Origin of the sequence: Achromobacter sp. UMC46 (genome assembly GCF_014170335.1) — a bacterium.
Classification (GTDB): Bacteria; Pseudomonadota; Gammaproteobacteria; order Burkholderiales; family Burkholderiaceae_B; genus Achromobacter.
On sequence record NZ_LZZS01000025.1, the window covers coordinates 23,908 to 42,552 of the forward strand.

Consider the following 18,645-nt stretch of genomic DNA (forward strand, 5'->3'; position numbering starts at 1 on the left):
TCAGCCGTCTGTTATTCGTTGAACTGGCGCAAGAAGCGCAAATCGCCTTCGTAGAATTGGCGCAGATCGTTGACGCCGTAGCGCAACATCGTCAGGCGCTCAAGTCCGGAGCCGAAGGCAAAGCCGATGTAGCGCTCGGGGTCGAGACCGAAATTGCGCACCACTTCGGGGTGCACCTGGCCCGAGCCGGAGATCTCCAGCCAGCGGCCGCGGTTGGGACCCGAGGTGAACATCATGTCGATTTCGGCGGACGGTTCCGTGAACGGGAAGAACGACGGACGGAAGCGCACGACGAGATCGTCGCTTTCAAAGAAGCAACGCAGGAAATCGGTGTACACGCCTTTCAGATCGGCAAACGAGATGTCCTCGGCGATCCAAAGCCCTTCCACCTGGTGGAACATGGGCGAGTGCGTGGCGTCGCTGTCGACGCGGTAGGTGCGCCCCGGCGCAATGACCTTGATGGGCGGCTTGTGCATGCGGGCGTAGCGCACCTGCATGGGGCTGGTGTGCGTGCGCAGCAGCAGCGGCAGGCCGTCGGCGTCGTTCATGTCGACGTAGAACGTGTCCTGCATCGAACGCGCCGGATGGTCCAGCGGGTTGTTCAACGCGGTGAAATTGGTCCAGTCGTTTTCCACTTCGGGGCCGTCGGCCACATCGAAGCCAATGGAACGGAAGATGGCTTCCACGCGTTCCCAGGTCCGGATCACCGGATGGATGCCGCCCGGCGCGCGGCCGCGTCCCGGCAACGTGACGTCAATGGTTTCAGAGGCCAGCCGGGCATCCAATTCCGCCTGCGCCAACGCGGCGCGGCGAGCAGTCAGAAGCTCTTCGACTTGTTGCTTGGCCTGATTGATCCGGGCGCCCATTTCGCGCTTCTGCTCGGGATCGAGTTTGCCCAGGCCTTTCAGCAGCACCGTCAGTGCGCCTTCCTTACCCAGGAATCGAGCCTTTGCGTTCTCAAGCGCAGCGGCATCCGTAGCCGCGGCGAACCGTTCTTGCGCCTGGGAGACCAGGTCGTCAACCAATAGAGTCATGAAATCCAGCCTTCAAAACGCAAACGGGGCTATTACAGCCCCGTTTGCAGCGATGCGCGATGAGTTAAAGCGCGCGATCAGGCAGCCAAGGCAGCCTTGGCTTGCTGCACGATGGCGGCAAAGCCGGCCTTGTCGCGCACGGCCAGATCGGCCAGGACCTTACGGTCGAGTTCGATCGAAGCCTTCTTCAGGCCAGCGATGAACACGCTGTAGCTGACGCCATGTTCGCGGACAGCGGCGTTGATACGCGTGATCCACAGAGCACGGAACGTGCGCTTCTTGTTACGACGGTCGCGGTAGGCGTATTGGCCAGCGCGCATGACTGCTTGCTTGGCAATACGGAACACATTACCGCGGCGACCACGGTAACCCTTGGCGGCGGCAATGACTTTTTTGTGACGTGCGCGGGCAGTTACGCCGCGTTTGACGCGAGGCATATTAGATCTCCCTTATCAAGCGAAAGGCATCATGGCCTTGACGGAGGCCACGTTGGATTCATGAACGGCCGTCGAGCCGCGCAATTGACGCTTGGCCTTCGTGGTCTTCTTGGTCAGAATGTGGCGCTTGAACGCCTGACCGCGCTTGATGGAGCCGCTGCCGCGAACCTTAAAGCGCTTGGAGGCGCTTTTCTTGGTTTTCATCTTGGGCATGATGATTCCCTAAACTTAAACTCGTTGTTGATTTGACATGACGCGAGGTGTTTGGCGTTGCTGGCAAAAAGCCCTAGGGCTAGCACCGATGCGACGGCAAAACTTGTAGACCTGTTGCCACTTCTTGGGGGTACTTCGGGGTATTGCTGGGGTCTTGCTGGGGTATTGCAGGAAGCACATTGCCGGGTCACTTCCCAACTACTGCCGGGTCACTTCCCTGCTACTTCCCTGCTACTTTCCTGCCTCTTCCCACCGTGGCACGGCATTGCTGCCAGACACGATTTCTTCCCAGCTCTTGGCAAAAAAGTGGCCGAGATCCGGGAAAGCCTTTGATTATATGGTGATTTCCTGGTCTTTGTCGAGTCGGATGCGGCAAAAAGCCAAGCGGGCCGGGCCAGGAGATCCAACCGACCATCATACCCCCGGCCGCCGGTACTGCACCGCCTGCGCCACATGCCCGGCGCCCAGCACGTCTGCCCCGTCCAGATCGGCGATCGTGCGCGCCACCCGCAACGCCCGGTGCAGCGCTCGCCCGGACCCCGCCATGCGGCGCATGGCCTGAAAAAGCAGCGCCTGCGCCTCGCTATCCATGACGCAGTGCTGATCCAGTTCTGCCCCCATTAATGCGGCGTTCAGTTTGCCCTGCCGGGCCTCCTGACGGTCCCGGCAACGCATCACCCGGTCCTGCACGGGGCCGGACGCCTCGCCCGGGGGGCCGCCCATGGATTCGGGGTCGGATGGCGGCAGCGCCACATGCAGGTCGATGCGGTCCAGTAACGGCCCGGATATCTTGCCGACATAGCGCGCCACCTGATCGGGCGTGCAATGACAGACCCGCCCCGGATGCCCGCGCCAGCCGCAAGGGCAAGGGTTCATGGCCGCGACCAATTGAAAACGCGCGGGGAATTGGGCCGCGTGCAGGGCACGGGCGATGACCACCCTGCCCGCTTCCAGCGGCTCGCGCAGCGCTTCCAGCGTGCGCCGGCTGAATTCCGGGAATTCATCCAGAAACAGCACGCCATGGTGCGCCAGGCTGATCTCGCCCGGACGCGGCCGGCTGCCGCCGCCCACCAACGCCGCAACCGACGCGGAATGATGCGGCGAGCGGAACGGGGGATGCCCCATCAGCGCCTCGGGCAGTCCCGCCAGCGCCGCGACGGCGGCCGCTTCCAGCGCCTGACTGCGCCGCAAAGGCGGCAACAAGCCCGGCAAGCGGGACGCCAGCATGCTCTTGCCCGCGCCGGGCGGTCCGATCATCAGCAGACTATGGCCGCCCGCTGCGGCCACTTCCAACGCCCGCCGAGCGCCTGGCTGTCCACGAACGTCCGACAGACACGGCGCTGGCGGCGGCGCAGGCCACGCCTTGGGCACCGCATCCGGCAACCGGCAGGCGCCCGTGACATGAGCGGCAACATCCGCCAGGCTGCGCGCAGACAGCACGCGAAGCCCTGGCACCCAAGCGGCCTGCTCAGCACTGCCCGCCGGCAGGATCAGCGTGGCCTCGGGCGCCTCGCGCGCCACGCTCAGCGCAATCACCAAGGGGGCCGCCACGGGCACCAACGCGCCAGTCAAGGACAACTCGCCTGCCAGCACCAGGCCGGCCAAGGTAGGGTCCGCCACAGGCAAGTCCGGACCACCGCCATCGGTAGGCGCGGCCAACTGGCCCGAGGCCAGCAGCAACCCCAGCGCAATGGGCAGATCGAACCGGCCGGATTCCTTGGGAATATCGGCAGGCGACAGATTCACCGTGATGCGCCCGGGCGGAAACGCAAAGCCGCTATTCAAGATGGCGGCGCGCACGCGCTCCCGGCTTTCGCGCACCTCGGTGTCGGGCAGCCCCACGACGTTGAAACTGGGCAGCCCCGGACCCAGATGGGTTTCTACCCGGACGGCGTGCGCATGCAGCCCGCTGAGCGCCCGGCTGGCAAGAACGGCAAGCGTCAAGACGCTCTCCCAAAGGGAACAAGGCCGTCAGTATCGGCAATTGCGACGCGCCCGCAGGCCGATGCGTGACAAAAGCAGCCCGCGCCTAAGGCGTCTTGACGATCATTTCATGGATGGCGCGCAACAGGACGCCAAAATAAAAACGACCGCTCGAAGCGGTCGTTGCGGTGCCGGCATAGCGATGCGCGCCTACTTGTCCAACGCCGACAGGCGTTCTTCCAGTTGCTGCACCTGCGCCGACAATTGATCCACGCGGGCGCGGGTGCGCGCCAGCAGGTCGGCCTGCACGTCGAATTCTTCGCGGGTGACCAGATCCATCTTGGTGAAGGCCTGGGCCATCATCGCGCGCACGTTCTTTTCAACGTCCGCCGCGGGGCTGCGGGCGATCAGGTCGGAAATGTTCTTCTGGATGTCTTCCATCCACTGGGTGCGATTGTTCATAGCGGCCTCTCGGTGTTCTTGATGCCCCAAGTGTAGTGCTTCGGGCCTTGCGCTGCAGGACGAATGGGCAAAAAAAGAGGGCGGGCCGCATGCGGTGACCGCCCATCAAAGCACAGGAGAAAACCGGGCTGCCATGGCGGCAACCCCCTACCAACATCGTTACGGGCAGCCCATCTGGGTTGCCGATTGCGCGAACAGGTCCGACGATTGCTTGCACTGCGCAGCCAATTGGGTCTTGTCGGGAATCGCCGCCCACTGCGACTTGGCCGACTCGAGCTGCTGCTTGATGCTGGCAGCCGCCGGGTTGCTGTTGCCCAGCTTGTCCATGCAAGCATTGACCTTGGCCAGATACGCCTCGCACTCGGCCGGCACGGAAGCCGTGGAGCCCGTCGCCGGCGGCGTCGTCGCGGCAGGCGGTGTCGAGGCCGGCGGCGTGGCAGCGGGCGCAGGAGCCGTGGAAGCCGCCGGCGGGGCCGCCTTTTCGTCGCTCTTGTTGCAGCCGGCCAGCACGCCGACCGATGCGGCCAGCACCAAAATGCCGATCATCTTGCGTTGAATCTTCATGGTGTCCTCTTTCCGTTCTTGCTTCTTATTTGAGTGGGCCGCCGTACCGGGAACCTCGCCAGCCGCCCGATCCGCCCTGGCTTTTTTTGACAAGCCATGAGGTGTTATCGATTCTTCTTCAGTGCCCCCTCGGCAACAAGCGTATCCGTGTAAACCCCGGTATCAAACGCATCCCCATTTTTCGACGCCTGAACGCAAGCTGGCAGGCCGCTGAACCGCCCCCCTATTTCGTCCGACAGCCACGCCCTGTAACGCTGTGCGGCCCGGCGCGGCGTCACCGGCCATCTGCCGCTGCATGCCGAAATTCACGACAAACCGCAACATCCTCAGCATCAATTGGCTACAAATAGCGGGCTTGAAACATATTTCGTTGCAAGCCCCGCATTCCCCGCGTTACGCACCAAATTGAGGCTGAAGCATGGTGCAAGACGCACTACATTGGTGCGGACAGGCACAACTCAGGCGCCTGCCCCCCGCTTCCCCGGGTTCAACCGACATGGCATGGAACTTGCTTGATAGTCGAGGCCAACGTGCAACCATGAGAGGAAATGCCATGAAACTCATCATCGCCATCATCAAGCCCTTCAAGCTCGACGAAGTGCGGGTGGCTCTATCCGGAATCGGCGTCCAAGGTCTGACTGTTACCGAAGTCAAGGGATTTGGCCGCCAGAAGGGCCACACCGAGCTGTATCGCGGCGCCGAATACGCCGTCGACTTTTTGCCCAAGCTGCGGGTTGAAGCCGCGGTGCCCGACCACCTTGTCGATCAGGTCATCGAAGCGATCGAACAAGCCGCCCGTACCGGAAAGATCGGCGACGGCAAGATCTTCGCCGCCCCCCTGGAACAGGTGATCCGTATCCGAACGGGTGAAGCTGGCGAAGCTGCGCTGTAAATAAATAAGAAAGACTCATTGGAGCCTGAAAATGGATAAAGCAGATATCTCCTGGTTGCTCGTCTCTACCCTGCTTGTATTGATGATGGCCGTACCCGGTCTGGCGTTGTTCTATGGCGGCCTGGTACGCAGCAAGAACGTGCTGTCGGTGTTGCTCCAAGTGCTGTGCACGTTCGTGCTGGGCCTGGTTCTCTGGTTCATCTACGGCTATTCCCTTGCATTCACCGAGGGCAACGCCTTCTTCGGCGGCCTGTCGCGCGCCTTCTTCTCTGGCATGTTCACACCGGCTGACGGCAAGTACGCCATGTCGAACACCTTGACCGAGCTGCTGTTCGCCTCGTTCCAGGCCACGTTCGCCGGCATCACCTGCGCGCTGATTGTGGGCAGCTTTGCTGAGCGCGCCCGCTTCTCCGGGGTGCTGGTGTTCACGGTGATCTGGTTCACGTTCGCCTACATTCCCATCGCCCACATGGTGTGGTTCGCGTCCGAAACGGCGCCGGGCCTGCTGAACGCAAAGGGCGCACTGGATTTCGCCGGCGGCACCGTGGTGCACATCAACGCTGGCGTGGCCGGTCTGGTGGGCGCTTATGTGGTGGGCAAGCGCGTGGGCTACGGCCGCGAAGCCATGCAGCCGCACAACCTGCCGATGACGTTTATCGGCGCTGCCCTGCTGTGGGTGGGCTGGTTCGGTTTCAATGCGGGTTCGGCCCTGGCCGCTAACGAGAACGCCACCCTGGCCTTCTTCAACACGATGATCGCCACAGCGGGTGCAGTGCTGGCCTGGCTGTTCACGGAATGGGCCATCAAGGGCAAGCCCTCGATGCTGGGTGCCGCCTCCGGCGCGATTGCCGGTCTGGTGGGCATTACCCCCGCCGCCGGCCTGGTTGGCCCGGTGGGCGCACTGATCATCGGCGTGGTTGCCGGTATCGTCTGCGTCTGGGGCGTGAATGGCCTGAAGCGCATGCTGCGCGCCGATGATGCGCTGGACGTGTTCGGCATCCACGGCGTGGGCGGTATCGTCGGCGCGCTGTTGACGGGGGTGTTCAATGCGCAAGTCCTCGGGGGCCCCGGCCTGGCCGAGCCTGGCATGATCGCCCACCAACTGTGGGTCCAGCTGGAAGGCGTGCTGCTGACCATCGTCTGGTCCGGCGTGGTGGCGTGGATTGCCTACAAGATCGCCAATGCCCTGTGCGGTATGCGTGTGCCGGAAGACCAGGAGCGCGAAGGCCTGGACGTCACGAGCCACGGCGAATCGGCTTACCACAGCTAATCACAGCCAACCTCAGCGATGGGGTTGTGAAGGACAGAAAAAGCCCGGACCTTACGGTCCGGGCTTTTTCTATTCCACTGCCTGGCGGCGCCGAAGCGCGGCTCCGGTTCAGGCCGGATCCAGCGCGTCCAGATCCACCGGCAAGGCGCGGTTCAGCGCGGTGGCCACTTTGATCCGCAAGGCGTTGGAATGCGCCCGGCGCACCTCGCGCTTGACGTCCAGCAGCTGCTGCGGATGCATCGAGAACTCGGTCAGGCCCAAGCCCAGCAGCAGTCGGGTCATGCGGGAATCACCCGCCATTTCGCCACAGACCGCCACTGGCTTGCCAGCGCGCTCGCCCGCATTGATGGTGTTGGCCACCAGGCGCAGCACGGCAGGATGCAGCGGATCGTAAAGCGTCGCCACATCGTGGTCACCGCGGTCGATGGCCAAGGTGTACTGGATCAGGTCGTTCGTGCCGATGGACAGGAAATCCAGCGCCTGGACGAAGGGTTCGATCGCGATCGCGATGGCGGGCACTTCAACCATGGCGCCCACTTCCATCTGCGGCGCATACGCCTGCCCGCGGGCATCCAACTCGCGCCGGGCGGATTCGATCGCGGCCTTGGTCGCCACCACTTCATGCATGTGGGCGATCATCGGGATCAGCAAGCGCACCGGTCCGTGGGCCGAGGCCCGCAGGATGGCGCGCAGCTGCGTCGCGAACATCTCCGGTCGCGCCAGGCAATAGCGGATCGCGCGCTGGCCCAACGCGGGGTTGGTGGCCACGGTGGCCTCGCCGTCAAGCGTCTTGTCCGAGCCGATGTCCAGCGTGCGGATCGTGACGGGCCGGCCGGCCATGACCTTCACGACCGACGAATAGGCTTCGTACTGCTCTTCTTCGCCGGGCAGGTCCGGACGGCCCATGAACAGGAATTCGCTGCGGAACAGGCCGATGCCGTCCGCGCCCGACGCCAACGCCAGGGCGGCCTCGTCGGGCAGCTCGATATTCGCGTGCAGCACGATGTCGATGCCGTCCAGCGTGACCGAGGGCTCGTCGCGCAACAGGCCTAGTTCGGCCCGTTCGTCGGCGTACGCGGCCTGGCGGCGCCGGTACTCTTGAAGAATGCGGTCCGACGGGTTGACGACTACGGCGCCAGCGGCGCCATCGATGATCAACATGTCGCCGTCGCGGACCAGTTCGCGCACGTTGCCCATGGCGACCACGGCCGGCACGCCCATGCTTCGCGCGACGATCGCCGTGTGCGATGTCGGGCCGCCCAAGTCGGTCACGAACGCCGCGAAGCGGCCGCCGCGCAGGCGCAGCATGTCGGCGGGCGAGATGTCGTGCGCCACCACCACCAGAGCATCATCGCCGCCCATGTGGGACATGTCGGGCAGGATGGCAGAGGTGCCGGCCAGCACGTGCAGCACGCGCTCGATCACCTGGCGGACGTCGGCCCCGCGCTCGCGCAGGTACTCGTCTTCCATGGCGTCGAACTGCTGGCCCAGAATCTGGCCTTGCGTCGTCAGCGCCCATTCGGCGTTGTAATGGCGTTCGGCGATCAGGGCCAGCGTCTGCTCGGCCAGCAACGGATCGCCAAGCAGCAGGCTGTGCACATTCAGCATCGCGCCCAGCTCGCGCGGCGCATCGGCCGGCAAGGTGTCGGCCAGTTGCCGGAGCTCGTGCTGCGCCGAAGCCAGGGCGTCGGTCAGGCGGGCGCTTTCCGTGGGCACGTCTTCCGGAGATATCCGGTAGTGCGCCACTTCCAGCGCGGCGGCGCCCATGACGACCGCTCGCCCGATGGCGTATCCCTTGGCAACCCCCTTGCCGTAAAGACAAACGACGGGGCTGGCAGCGCCAGATCCGTCGTAAGCAGGGCCCAGGGTCGAGGACGAACCGGCCCGGGCAGCGCTCAGGCCGGCGGATTCAGAGGGGGTTCTATTCCTGCTCACCGAATTTGCTGTCGAACAGAGTTTCGATTTCGGAAAGGGCTTGATCGGCGTCGCCGCCGGAAGCCTCCAGCTTGACCGTCACGCCCAGCCCGGCCGCCAGCATCATGACTCCCATGATGCTCTTGGCGTTCACGCGCTGCGCGCCGCGCGAGATGAAGATCTCGCTTGAGAACTTGCTGGCAAGTTGCGTCAGCTTGGCGGCCGCCCGCGCATGCAAACCCAATTTATTGCTGATGACGATGTCTTTTGTAGGCATAGGAAATATTATGACCGCGGATGAACGCCGCAGTGTTGATCACAGCAAAACGCCAAACCGCCAACTGCTTTTCGGCTGGAATTGTCAGCCGACATAATAGGACAAATTCCCGCCCGTCAGTCTACACGCAAGACACCCTGCACCCCGCCAGCCAGGGCCTTCTCGCGGGTTTCCGCCAACGGCAGGTTGCGGTAGGTCAGCGCCCGCAGCAGCATCGGGGTATTCAGGCCCGCCAGCACGCAGCATTGAATGCCCTGCGCCTGCGCATCGGCCACCGCCCGCTTGGAGATATTGGCGGGCGTAGCGCCGATCAGGTCCGTCAGCACCAGCACGCCGGCGCCGTGGTCCTGCCCCAGGATGTCTTTCAGGACATCCGGCGCCAGGTCGTCCGGCCGGTCTTCGGGCTGGATATCGTGAATGGCCAGCATCCCGTCAAGGTTGCCCATGACGTGGCTGGCGCATTCGCGCATCGCCGCGCCCAAAGGCGCGTGCACGACGATAACAATACCCGTGGTCATGACGGTTTCCAGAGAGATCAGGCTGCCCGGGCAGTGGTCGCCACGGCTTTTTCAAGCGCCTGGACGAACATGCCTGCAACATCGAAACCGGTCTGTTCGGCAATCTCTACGAAACAGGTGGGGCTGGTGACGTTGACTTCGGTGACGTAGTCGCCAATGACGTCCAGGCCGACCAGCAGCAGGCCGCGGGCGGCAAGCTTGGGGGCCACGGCTTCGGCGATTTCGCGGTCGCGCGCGGACAGTTCCTGCGCGACGCCGCGGCCGCCGGCAGCCAGGTTGCCCCGCGTTTCACCGGCCAGCGGGATGCGCGCCAGCGAATACGGCACCGGTACGCCGCCGATCAGCAGGATGCGCTTGTCGCCCTTGACGATGTCGGGGATGTAGCGTTGGGCCATGATGGTGCGCGCGCCGTTGTCGGTCAGCGTTTCCAGGATGGCGTTCAGGTTGGGGTCCTTGGGCTGCAGGCGGAACACGCCCGTGCCGCCCATGCCGTCCAGCGGCTTCACGATCACGTCGTGGTGCGTGTCGTGGAACGCCTTCAGCCGGGCCATGTTGCGGGTCACCAGCGTGGGCGCGGTGAATTCGCTGATCTCAGTGATGGCGAGTTTTTCGGGATGGTTGCGGATGGCCGCGCCGCTGTTGAACACGCGGGCGCCTTGCGCCTCGGCGTATTCGAGCAGGTGCGTGGAATACACGTATTCCATGTCGAAAGGCGGGTCTTTGCGCATGACGACTGCGCCAAAATCCGCCAGCGGCAGATCCTGGGGGGCCGATTCCGTCCACCAGTCGTGACCATGCAGGTCGGCGTTGGCCGACAGCGTAATCGGCGTGGTGACGGCCTTGACGACGCCCGCCTCGATGTAAAGGTCGCCTTGCATGGCCACGCTAAGCGTGTGGCCGCGCGCCACCAGGGCACGCATCATGGCGACAGAGCTGTCCTTGTACGCCTTCAGCAGCGGCAAGGGATCCAAAACGAACAAAACATGCATCGCGACACCCCGAACGTACGCCGCCTTCCCTGGAGGGAAGGCGGCTTTATGACATCGTAGCGCAGAGCCGCCCAATAAGCGAACCCGCCGGTCACAGGACGGACGGCGGGTCGGAAGCGTGGCGGCCTAGCCTGGAAGACCAGGCTGCGGCTGGAACTCAGGCAGCCGTTTCGGGCTTGCCCGCAGCGGGCAAGGCCTTCTTCTTCGGCGCCAGCACCATGACCATCTGACGGCCTTCGAGCTTCGGCATGGCTTCGACCTGGGCAAGTTCCAGCAGATCGTCGCGCACACGTTCAAGCACCCGCATACCGAGTTCCTGGTGAGCCATTTCGCGGCCACGGAAACGCAGCGTCACCTTGGCCTTGTCGCCCTCTTCGAGGAAGCGGCGCAAGTTGCGCAGCTTGACTTGGTAGTCGCCCTCGTCGGTGGCCGGACGGAATTTGACTTCCTTGACCTGAATGACCTTCTGCTTGGAACGAGCTTCGGCTTGGCGCTTCTGCTCTTGGTACTTGAACTTACCGTAGTCCATCAAACGGCAGACCGGCGGCTCGGCGTTCGGCGCGATTTCCACCAGATCCACGTCGCTTTGCTCGGAAAGACGGAACGCGTCGGCGATCTTGACGATGCCCAGCTGTTCTCCTTCCAGACCTATCAGGCGCACCTCGGGGACGCGGATTTCACCGTTGATGCGATTGGCTTTTTCAGTGGCGATGTTGAAAGCTCCTAGAAATGTTAAGCAGCACTGCTATCAGGTTGATTGACGTCGCGACGGGAGGACACATCCTCGGACAATCGCGCGACGAACTCGTCGTATGCGATGGCGCCAAGGTCCAGTCCGCCCAGACCGCGTACGGCTACGGTGCCGTTTTGCTTCTCCTTGTCGCCGACGACAAGAATGTACGGCACCTTTTGCAGGCTGTGCTCACGAATTTTACGAGTGATTTTTTCACCACGCAAATCGGACTCTACTCTAAAGCCTTGTTTTTTCAGGCTTTGTGTGATTTCAGCCGCATAATCGGCCGAAGGTTCGGAAATGCAGCATACGACAGCCTGCACCGGAGCCAGCCAAGGAGGCATCGCACCGGCATGGTTTTCGATCAACATGCCGATAAAACGCTCGAGCGAACCCAGAATGGCACGGTGCAGCATGACCGGCGGACGACGCTGGTCGTTCTGGTCCACGTACTCGGCGCCCAGGCGCACGGGCATGGAGAAGTCGACCTGGATGGTACCGCATTGCCAGTGACGGCCGATGGCGTCCTTCAGGGTGTATTCCACCTTCGGGCCGTAAAACGCGCCTTCCCCGGGCGAAATCTCGAATTCGCAGCCCGTGCGGCGCAAGCTTTCCATCAGGGCCTGTTCGGCCGTGTCCCAGACTTCATCCGAGCCGATACGTTTTTCAGGACGCGTGGCGACCTTGTACAGCACCTCGGTGAAGCCGAAGTCGCGGTAGACCTTCTGCAACAGGGCCGTGAAGTCGGCGCATTCGTCTTGAAGCTGTTCTTCGGTACAGAAAATGTGGCCGTCGTCCTGCGTGAAGCCGCGCACGCGCATCATGCCGTGCAGCGAGCCCGAGGGCTCGTTGCGGTGGCACTGGCCGAATTCGCCATAGCGCAGCGGCAGCTCGCGGTAGGAATGCAAGCCGGAATTGAAGATCTGCACGTGGCCCGGGCAGTTCATCGGCTTCAGGCCGTAGACCCGGTTCTCGGACTCGGTCGTGAACATGTTTTCACGGTAATTGTCCCAGTGGCCCGTCTTCTTCCACAACGACAGGTCCAGGATCTGCGGCGCTTTGACTTCCTGGTAGCCGTTGTTGTTGTAGATGGCGCGCATGTACTGCTCGACCTGCTGCCACAGGGCCCAGCCCTTGGGGTGCCAGAAGATCAGGCCCGGCGCTTCGTCCTGGAAGTGGAACAAGTCGAGTTCGCGGCCGATCTTGCGATGGTCGCGGCGTTCGGCCTCTTCCAGCATGTGCAGGTAGGCCTCCTGGTCTTCCTTGGTCGCCCAGGCGGTGCCGTAGATGCGCTGGAGCATCTCGTTCTTGCTGTCGCCGCGCCAGTAGGCGCCGGCCACCTTCATCAGCTTGAAGACCTTCAGCTTGCCCGTGGACGGCACGTGGGGGCCGCGGCACAGGTCGACGAAATCGCCTTCGCGGTACAGGCTGAGCGGCTCGTTCGAAGGGATCGAAGCGATGATCTCGGCCTTGTACGTTTCACCGATGCCCTTGAAGAATTCGACGGCGTCGTCGCGCGACCATTCTTCGCGCGTGACGATTTCATCCTTCTTGGCCAGTTCGGCCATCTTCTTTTCGATGGCGGCCAGGTCTTCCGGGGTGAACGGGCGCTTGTACGAGAAATCGTAGTAGAAGCCGTTGTCGATCACGGGGCCGATGGTGACCTGCGCGTCGGGGAACAGCGACTTGACGGCGTAGGCCAGCAAGTGGGCCGTGGAGTGGCGGATCAGGTCGAGGCCGTCGGCGTCCTTGGCGGTCACGATCGCCAGGCGCGCATCGCCTTCGATGCGGAAGCTGGTGTCGACCAGCTTGGATTCCGCGCCTTCAACCGTCACGCGGCCGCCCAAGGCGGCCTTGGCCAGGCCCGTACCGATCGACTGCGCCACTTCGGCAACCGTTACCGGCCCCGGATATTGGCGCTGCGAACCATCGGGCAATGTGATCTGTACCATCGGGAGTGCTTCCTGGGGTTCTTGGAACTGGAAAAATCGAAAATCGGAAACGAAAAACGCGGCCTGAGAGCCGCGTTCTAGTGGTTGTCTTGCTGAGTCCTACCGCTGACCTGACACGGTGAAACCCGACGCACGAAAAACTAACGCGACATAGGGCGAAAGTTCCGGGTCGTAGTTCGTGCCAGCGGGAAAAACATGGTTCTAAGCCTGTTGGTACGCGCCCGAGGCGGCGCGGAGCAAAGTGGCGCAATCGGGATCAACGGATCAATTGCGTTTATCGTTGCCGATTGTAGCACCATTTGCGCCCTTTCCGTGGCGTAAGCGCGACAACCCGACCCTGTCACGCCAGATTGCGGCTGCCCGCAATGGCAGCCAGCGCATGCCGGACGCCTTCCTGCCACGGCGGCGCGTGGATGCCGAACTGCCGCTCGAGCAGGCCGGTATCCAGGCAGGAGTTCAATGGCCTGCGCGCCGTGGACGGGTATTGGCTGGACGTGACCGGCCGGATGTCGGCCGGCGTCAGCGTGACGGGCAGCCCCGCTGTCCGGGCCTGCCCGGCCACGAAGCAGGCGTATTCGTGCCAGGTGGCATGGCCCGCGGCGGCAAGGTGGTACAGCCCGAACGGGAACCCGGCGCGCTCGCTCAGGTAGCGCGCCACCGCCAGCGCCGTCACGTCGGCGATGAACGCGGCCCCGGTCGGCGCGCCGCGCTGGTCGCTGACGACGCGCAGCGGCTCGGGCTGGCGCAGCGCCATCAGGATGGATTTCAGGAAGCAATTGCCGAACACGCCGTAGATCCACGACGTGCGGAACACCAGATGCGCCGGATTCAAGGCCTGGACAGCACGCTCGCCCGCCAGCTTGCTGCGGCCATAGGCGTTCAGCGGCGCCGGCTCGTCAGTTTCGACGTAGGCACCCGGTTTGGCGCCATCGAACACGTAATCCGACGAGTAGTGGACAATCAGCGCGCCCCGGCTCGCCCCCAGGGCAGCGAGTTCGCCCGCCGCCTCGCCGTTGATCCGCATCGCCCGCACGACGTCTTCCTCGGCGCGCTCGATCGAGGTAAGCGCGGCGGCATTGACGATGACGTCGGGCTTTTCCCGGCGGACCAGCCGCGCCAGTTGCAAGGGGTAGGTCAAATCGCAGCCGCTTTTGCCCACCGCCACCACGTTGCCCAGCGGCGCAAGGCTGCGCCGGAGTTCAAAGCCCAATTGGCCGTCCCGACCTAACACCAGAATCTTCTTGGGCATGCTCACGCTCTTTATCAGGCCAAGGGTGCAACAGTCTGATTTTGGCGCGTTTCCCGTCCGAACAACCATACGAAAACGTAATCTGCCTTCGCAAATTTCAGACAACTCGCGACGCGTGCTTCGGATTTCGCCCTGAACCGGATGAAACCGCCACCGGCGTTCCCATTTTTTCCGGCCTATGGGGCACTGATGAAACCTGTTTCAACGCCTGAGCATACGGCGTCATTCTTTTCGCCCCTTCCACGCGGCGGCGACAGCGATGACCGTCCTGGCGCGCGCCGGCACCTGTTGCTGTCGCGCCCGCCGCCGACCATCCGGATCGCCGTGCTGGACGACCATCCCGTCGTGGCGCTGGGCGTCTCGGCCTATCTGGAAAACCGACCGGGTTTCCGGGTCGTCCACCGGGAGACGTCGGCGCGCTCCTTGCTGGAAAAACTGACTCATTCGCCCTGTGACGTGGCCTTGGTCGATTTTTATCTGCCCCAGGAACCTTGGGACGGCGTGAACTACCTGCGCCGTCTGCGCCGGTATCACCCCAACCTGGCGATCATCACGTTTTCGGCCGGCAACCTCGAGGAGACGCGATATGCCGCGTTCCGAGCGGGCGCCAACGGCTACATGGCCAAGCAGTGGGGCATGACGTTGTTGCCGGACATGGTCCGCAGCGTGTTGAACGGCAAGCACCCCTTCCTGTCGGTGGTGGAAGGCAAGGTCCGCCCCCTGCAGCCCACGCACCCGCACGCGCTGCTGACCACGTCGGAAGTCGAGATATTGCGCCATATCAGCCAGGGCCTGTCGGTGACGCAGATCGCAATCCGGCTCATGCGCAGCAAAAAGACGGTCAGCACGCACAAGCGCCGCGCCATGCGCAAGCTGCAACTGGCCGACGACCTGTCGCTGGCGCTGTATCTGCGCGAGAAGTTCGCTGAATGAGGCGGCAGGCGCGAGGCCTTGGGCCAGCCCCTTCGGGGGGTCAGATAATCCGGGAATAGCTGGCGGTGGTGCTCACGCTGCGCAGATAGCCGTCGAAGGCCATGGCGACGGCGCGCACGAAATACCAGCCCAGGCCGGTCACCTGGACCTCGCCGGGGTGCAGGTTCACCAGACCCAATTCGGCCAAGTTCGCCATTTGCAGCAACTCGCGGCTGAAATAATCGCCGAAACGCAAGCCATGCCGCGCTTCGATCCGCGCAAAATCCACGCGGCCTTGGCACATGATGTCCATGATGACTTCGCGCCGCACAAGATCATCGGCATTGAGCGTCAACCCGCGCTCGACCGCGAAGTGTCCGGATTCAATCGCGGCGTAATACTCGTCCAGGACTTTGGCGTTCTGGCTGTAGGTGTTGCCGATACGGCCGATGGCGGACACGCCCAGCGCGACCAGATCGCGGTCGGGCTGCGTGCTGTAGCCCTGGAAGTTCCGGTGCAGTTCGCCCCGCTGCTTGGCGATGGCCAGCGCGTCCGTGTTCAACGCGAAATGATCCATCCCGATGTACGTGTAGCCCTGCTGCAGGAAGCCGTCGATGGCCGAGCTGAGCAGACCGACCCGTGTGGCGCGGTCGGGCAGGTCGGCCTCGTTGATGCGGCGCTGCGGCTTGAAGCGTTCCGGCAGATGCGCGTAGGCGTACAGCGCGATGCGGTCGGGCCGAAGCGCCACCACTTGCGAAATCGTGCGCGCGAAAGATTCGGTGGTCTGCAAGGGCAGCCCGTAAATCAGGTCCACGTTGATCGAGTCGTAGGCCAGCGCCCTGGCGCTTTGCATCAGCGCCCGCACGTCTTTGAAGGACTGCACCCGGTGCACGGCCACTTGAACTTTAGGATCGAAATCCTGCACGCCGAAACTCAACCGGTTAAAGCCCAGCCGGCGCAAATGAGCCAGGCGCGCGGGCGTGGCCGTGCGCGGGTCGACCTCGATCGAGATTTCCGCGTCCGGCTCAAACCGGAAACCCGCCCGCAGGTCCTGCATCAGGCGGGTCAGTTCGTCGTCGGACAGGAAGGTCGGCGTGCCGCCGCCGAAGTGCAGTTGCGACACGGGAACGCCTGCCCCCAATTCCTGGACATGCAACGCGATTTCGCGGGCCAGCGCGCCCAGATAGCGGGCGGCGCGTTCGTGGTGGCGCGTCACCACCTTGTTGCAGGCGCAGTAGTAACAGACCGAATCGCAAAATGGAATGTGCACGTATAGCGACAGGGGCTCGTCCGGTGTCGCCGCGCGGCGCTGTTGCAGCGCCTGCCGATAGTCCTGTTCGCCGAAGCCGCCGTGATAGCGGTCAGCCGTGGGATAAGAGGTGTAGCGCGGCCCGTTCTTGTCCAGCCTGGCCAGCAACTGGGGCGGAAAAAAAGGCTCGGAGGCGGCAGAGGCCGACGGTTCGGGAACGAGTGGGCGTGGGGCGGCTTGCATACCCTGAATTATTCGCCGGTGGCGCCCTTCCCACCTTGATCTTGCGCAAACCACGCGCCGAGCGCATGCGCGAACGCTCTGGCCCTTAAAATGCGTCCATTCACGATGCGGAACAAGGACATACCCCATGGACACTGAACTGGACGGCCGATTGCTGGCCATGCGCCAGGCGTTGGCGATCGCCATCGCCCTTTCCACCCGCAGCAGCCCCCAGGCGACCGATATGGCGCTGGAACTGCTGAACGACCTGAAGTCGAACATGGATCGGGCGCCGTCGGACAGCCCATTCGAAAAGCCGGAATGGGTGGTCGGCGCACACGACGAGCTGGACGGCATCGCCCGCCTGGTGCGCGCCTTCACGCAAACGCCGGAACCGGACGGCGACGCGCAGTAGGCCCCGCCTAGCCGCCCGCGCCGCAGGCGGCGCCAGGCGGTTGCACCCGCCAGTACAGGCCGGGAAAATCGTCGCCGACCGGATCGAAGCCCGGGGGACGCGCCTTCACGCTCAGCTCCAGCACGCCACACGCGGCCGCCAGCCCGGCAGGCACCCAAGGGCTGAATCGCGGTTGCCCGTCGATCAGCACCAGCGGCTGCTCGGGCAACCGCAACGCCAGTGCCCCCGCCTCATCCGGCGGCCCCGAAATGATGCGGACCGGTCCGCCCAAGGCGAGTTTGGTGCGCTCATGCAGGGCGTGCGCCAATGCCTGGGAATCGAAATACCGCCAATCCGCCGCGCGCCGCGCCAGCCCCGCCCCCGCCGGCGAGGTCAATTCCACTCGCGCCATCAGCAGCAACTGGATCAGCACGAAGACCACCACCGCTTCGCTCGGCCTGGCATGCCCCCACCCTGCGCGGCCACGCAGCAGCTCCATCACCGCCGGCACCGCGAACAGCAGATAGGGCGTACCCCAATGCAGCTGGATGCGGGAACCGGTGGCCAGCGTCATCGCGCTGACGAAGATGAGCGGCGTGAAACCGAAAGCCAGCAGCAACGCGCGGGCCGGATCGCCGGGCATCGCGGCTGGCACGACAGGCATGGCAGTACCCGGCCACGCGGACGGCCTGCGCCGCGCCAGCCACCCCAGCACGCCCAGCAGCACCCATGCGGGCATGGCTCGGTTCAGCAACTGGTCGCCCCACCATCGCGCAACCTCTTGCATACGGGCGGCCCCGGACAAATTGGCCGCCAGCGACGACGACATGGCATAGCCCAACGACTCGAAGTCGTTGGCCGCCAGCCAGATCAGATGCGGCGAAAACACGGCCAGCGCGGTCAGCCCCGCCACCTCCAAGCCAAACACCTGCATCGGGTCGCGCCAGCCCCGCTGGCTTAGCCAGAAGACCAGCACCGCCGCGCCCGCCGCCGCAATCTGGTATTTGGCGAGCGCGCCCAGACCCAGGCAAATGCCCAACACGATCCACCAGCCGATGCGTCGCGTCGTCCAGGCCTTCCAGCAGGCCACCGCGCAACCCACGGCCAGCGGAATCAAGACGATCTCGTGGTTATAGAAGTACAGCCGGCCGTTGTAGAAGGTGATGCACAGGCCAGCCAGCAAAGCTGTCAGCGCGTAGGCGCGCCCGCGCAGCTCGCGCAGCAAGCTCCAAAACAGCGCAAACGCCCCCAGCGTGCACAACGCGCCAGCCACATACGTCGCCCAGGCCGACCACCCCAGCACGCGGACCACCGGCCATAGCAGCCACGTCGGCAGCGGCGGGTGCTTGTAGTAACCCCATTCCAGGCTGCGCACCCAGGTGAGTTGTTCGATATTGTCGGTCGGCGGCGCCAGCGCCGCGCGATCCAGCAGCGGCAGCCA

At 63.9% G+C, this 18,645-nt stretch carries 19 protein-coding genes; 4 read left to right on the forward strand and 15 right to left on the reverse strand.

The genetic code is table 11. The annotated features are described in order from the left end of the window. Nucleotides 1-11: 11 nt before the first annotated feature. From pheS to A9973_RS18265, 6 genes are all read right to left on the reverse strand, one after another. Entirely contained in the window at nucleotides 12-1,034 is a 1,023-nt protein-coding gene (pheS, locus tag A9973_RS18240; protein ID WP_105558844.1) for a phenylalanine--tRNA ligase subunit alpha, read from the reverse strand. 77 nt (nucleotides 1,035-1,111) lie between these two features. Further along, nucleotides 1,112-1,471 carry a 50S ribosomal protein L20 gene (gene rplT / locus A9973_RS18245; RefSeq protein WP_006218741.1) on the reverse strand — a complete coding sequence of 120 codons (360 nt, stop codon included), beginning with the start codon at nucleotides 1,469-1,471 and terminating at the stop codon, nucleotides 1,112-1,114. 15 nt (nucleotides 1,472-1,486) lie between these two features. After that, nucleotides 1,487-1,684: a 50S ribosomal protein L35 gene (gene rpmI / locus A9973_RS18250; protein ID WP_006218740.1), complete on the reverse strand. Its 198-nt coding sequence runs from the start codon at nucleotides 1,682-1,684 to the stop codon at nucleotides 1,487-1,489. A 414-nt stretch (nucleotides 1,685-2,098) separates the two neighbouring features. Continuing rightward, entirely contained in the window at nucleotides 2,099-3,628 is a 1,530-nt protein-coding gene (locus A9973_RS18255; RefSeq protein ID WP_183015131.1) for a YifB family Mg chelatase-like AAA ATPase, read from the reverse strand. A gap of 189 nt (nucleotides 3,629-3,817) precedes the next feature. Next, on the reverse strand, nucleotides 3,818-4,069 hold the full coding sequence (locus A9973_RS18260; RefSeq protein ID WP_183015132.1) for an accessory factor UbiK family protein: 252 nt from the start codon (nucleotides 4,067-4,069) through the stop codon (nucleotides 3,818-3,820). Nucleotides 4,070-4,228: 159 nt separating this feature from the next. Continuing rightward, nucleotides 4,229-4,633, reverse strand: coding sequence for a DUF5339 family protein (locus A9973_RS18265; protein ID WP_183015133.1), 405 nt, complete (start codon nucleotides 4,631-4,633; stop codon nucleotides 4,229-4,231). A gap of 553 nt (nucleotides 4,634-5,186) precedes the next feature. Here A9973_RS18265 and A9973_RS18270 point away from each other — a divergent pair. Together A9973_RS18270 and amt are read left to right on the forward strand one after the other, a co-directional pair. Next, nucleotides 5,187-5,525: a P-II family nitrogen regulator gene (locus A9973_RS18270; RefSeq protein WP_006218735.1), complete on the forward strand. Its 339-nt coding sequence runs from the start codon at nucleotides 5,187-5,189 to the stop codon at nucleotides 5,523-5,525. 31 nt (nucleotides 5,526-5,556) lie between these two features. Continuing rightward, nucleotides 5,557-6,795, forward strand: a complete 1,239-nt coding sequence (amt, locus tag A9973_RS18275; RefSeq protein ID WP_054422326.1) for an ammonium transporter — start codon at nucleotides 5,557-5,559, stop codon at nucleotides 6,793-6,795. 108 nt (nucleotides 6,796-6,903) lie between these two features. On the opposite strand, the gene ptsP is transcribed toward amt, so the two are convergent. From ptsP to rfbD, 7 genes are all read right to left on the reverse strand, one after another. Continuing rightward, on the reverse strand, nucleotides 6,904-8,661 hold the full coding sequence (ptsP, locus tag A9973_RS18280) for a phosphoenolpyruvate--protein phosphotransferase (protein ID WP_183015142.1): 1,758 nt from the start codon (nucleotides 8,659-8,661) through the stop codon (nucleotides 6,904-6,906). A gap of 55 nt (nucleotides 8,662-8,716) precedes the next feature. Beyond that, a complete protein-coding gene (locus A9973_RS18285; RefSeq protein WP_054422328.1) occupies nucleotides 8,717-8,986 on the reverse strand; it encodes an HPr family phosphocarrier protein in 270 nt (89 codons plus the stop codon). 116 nt (nucleotides 8,987-9,102) lie between these two features. Next, on the reverse strand, nucleotides 9,103-9,504 hold the full coding sequence (locus A9973_RS18290; protein WP_006226963.1) for a PTS sugar transporter subunit IIA: 402 nt from the start codon (nucleotides 9,502-9,504) through the stop codon (nucleotides 9,103-9,105). A 17-nt stretch (nucleotides 9,505-9,521) separates the two neighbouring features. Then, entirely contained in the window at nucleotides 9,522-10,493 is a 972-nt protein-coding gene (gene gshB / locus A9973_RS18295; protein ID WP_183015134.1) for a glutathione synthase, read from the reverse strand. A 157-nt stretch (nucleotides 10,494-10,650) separates the two neighbouring features. Continuing rightward, nucleotides 10,651-11,205 (reverse strand): translation initiation factor IF-3, encoded by a 555-nt coding sequence (infC, locus tag A9973_RS18300; protein WP_183015143.1) that lies wholly within the window; start codon nucleotides 11,203-11,205, stop codon nucleotides 10,651-10,653. Between the two features lie 20 nt (nucleotides 11,206-11,225). Beyond that, nucleotides 11,226-13,178, reverse strand: coding sequence for a threonine--tRNA ligase (thrS, locus tag A9973_RS18305; RefSeq protein ID WP_183015135.1), 1,953 nt, complete (start codon nucleotides 13,176-13,178; stop codon nucleotides 11,226-11,228). Nucleotides 13,179-13,518: 340 nt separating this feature from the next. Then, the gene (gene rfbD / locus A9973_RS18310) at nucleotides 13,519-14,427 is read right to left on the reverse strand and encodes a dTDP-4-dehydrorhamnose reductase (RefSeq protein ID WP_183015136.1); all 909 of its coding nucleotides are present in this window, start codon (nucleotides 14,425-14,427) and stop codon (nucleotides 13,519-13,521) included. Between the two features lie 189 nt (nucleotides 14,428-14,616). Between rfbD and A9973_RS18315 the strand changes: the two genes are divergently transcribed. Beyond that, nucleotides 14,617-15,360 carry a response regulator transcription factor gene (locus A9973_RS18315; RefSeq protein WP_183015137.1) on the forward strand — a complete coding sequence of 248 codons (744 nt, stop codon included), beginning with the start codon at nucleotides 14,617-14,619 and terminating at the stop codon, nucleotides 15,358-15,360. Nucleotides 15,361-15,400: 40 nt separating this feature from the next. Here the strand turns inward: A9973_RS18315 and hemN are convergent, their stop codons facing one another. Continuing rightward, nucleotides 15,401-16,831, reverse strand: a complete 1,431-nt coding sequence (gene hemN / locus A9973_RS18320; protein WP_183015138.1) for an oxygen-independent coproporphyrinogen III oxidase — start codon at nucleotides 16,829-16,831, stop codon at nucleotides 15,401-15,403. Between the two features lie 127 nt (nucleotides 16,832-16,958). Between hemN and A9973_RS18325 the strand changes: the two genes are divergently transcribed. Next, nucleotides 16,959-17,225, forward strand: coding sequence for a hypothetical protein (locus tag A9973_RS18325; RefSeq protein ID WP_183015139.1), 267 nt, complete (start codon nucleotides 16,959-16,961; stop codon nucleotides 17,223-17,225). 7 nt (nucleotides 17,226-17,232) lie between these two features. On the opposite strand, the gene A9973_RS18330 is transcribed toward A9973_RS18325, so the two are convergent. Beyond that, a partial coding sequence (locus A9973_RS18330; RefSeq protein WP_183015140.1) for a glycosyltransferase family 39 protein occupies nucleotides 17,233-18,645 on the reverse strand: 1,413 nt, incomplete at its 5' end.

Bases quoted from the DNA above. Each gene is read 5' to 3' on its own strand.
- A9973_RS18260 (WP_183015132.1), bottom strand. From the start codon at position 4,069: ATGAACAATCGCACCCAGTGGATGGAAGACATCCAGAAGAACATTTCC.
- rplT (WP_006218741.1), bottom strand. From the start codon at position 1,471: ATGCCTCGCGTCAAACGCGGCGTAACTGCCCGCGCACGTCACAAAAAA.
- pheS (WP_105558844.1), bottom strand. From the start codon at position 1,034: ATGACTCTATTGGTTGACGACCTGGTCTCCCAGGCGCAAGAACGGTTC.
- hemN (WP_183015138.1), bottom strand. From the start codon at position 16,831: ATGCAAGCCGCCCCACGCCCACTCGTTCCCGAACCGTCGGCCTCTGCC.
- A9973_RS18285 (WP_054422328.1), bottom strand. From the start codon at position 8,986: ATGCCTACAAAAGACATCGTCATCAGCAATAAATTGGGTTTGCATGCG.
- A9973_RS18290 (WP_006226963.1), bottom strand. From the start codon at position 9,504: ATGACCACGGGTATTGTTATCGTCGTGCACGCGCCTTTGGGCGCGGCG.
- A9973_RS18325 (WP_183015139.1), top strand. From the start codon at position 16,959: ATGGACACTGAACTGGACGGCCGATTGCTGGCCATGCGCCAGGCGTTG.
- A9973_RS18270 (WP_006218735.1), top strand. From the start codon at position 5,187: ATGAAACTCATCATCGCCATCATCAAGCCCTTCAAGCTCGACGAAGTG.
- gshB (WP_183015134.1), bottom strand. From the start codon at position 10,493: ATGCATGTTTTGTTCGTTTTGGATCCCTTGCCGCTGCTGAAGGCGTAC.
- amt (WP_054422326.1), top strand. From the start codon at position 5,557: ATGGATAAAGCAGATATCTCCTGGTTGCTCGTCTCTACCCTGCTTGTA.
- rfbD (WP_183015136.1), bottom strand. From the start codon at position 14,427: ATGCCCAAGAAGATTCTGGTGTTAGGTCGGGACGGCCAATTGGGCTTT.
- A9973_RS18265 (WP_183015133.1), bottom strand. From the start codon at position 4,633: ATGAAGATTCAACGCAAGATGATCGGCATTTTGGTGCTGGCCGCATCG.
- rpmI (WP_006218740.1), bottom strand. From the start codon at position 1,684: ATGCCCAAGATGAAAACCAAGAAAAGCGCCTCCAAGCGCTTTAAGGTT.
- A9973_RS18315 (WP_183015137.1), top strand. From the start codon at position 14,617: ATGAAACCTGTTTCAACGCCTGAGCATACGGCGTCATTCTTTTCGCCC.
- thrS (WP_183015135.1), bottom strand. From the start codon at position 13,178: ATGGTACAGATCACATTGCCCGATGGTTCGCAGCGCCAATATCCGGGG.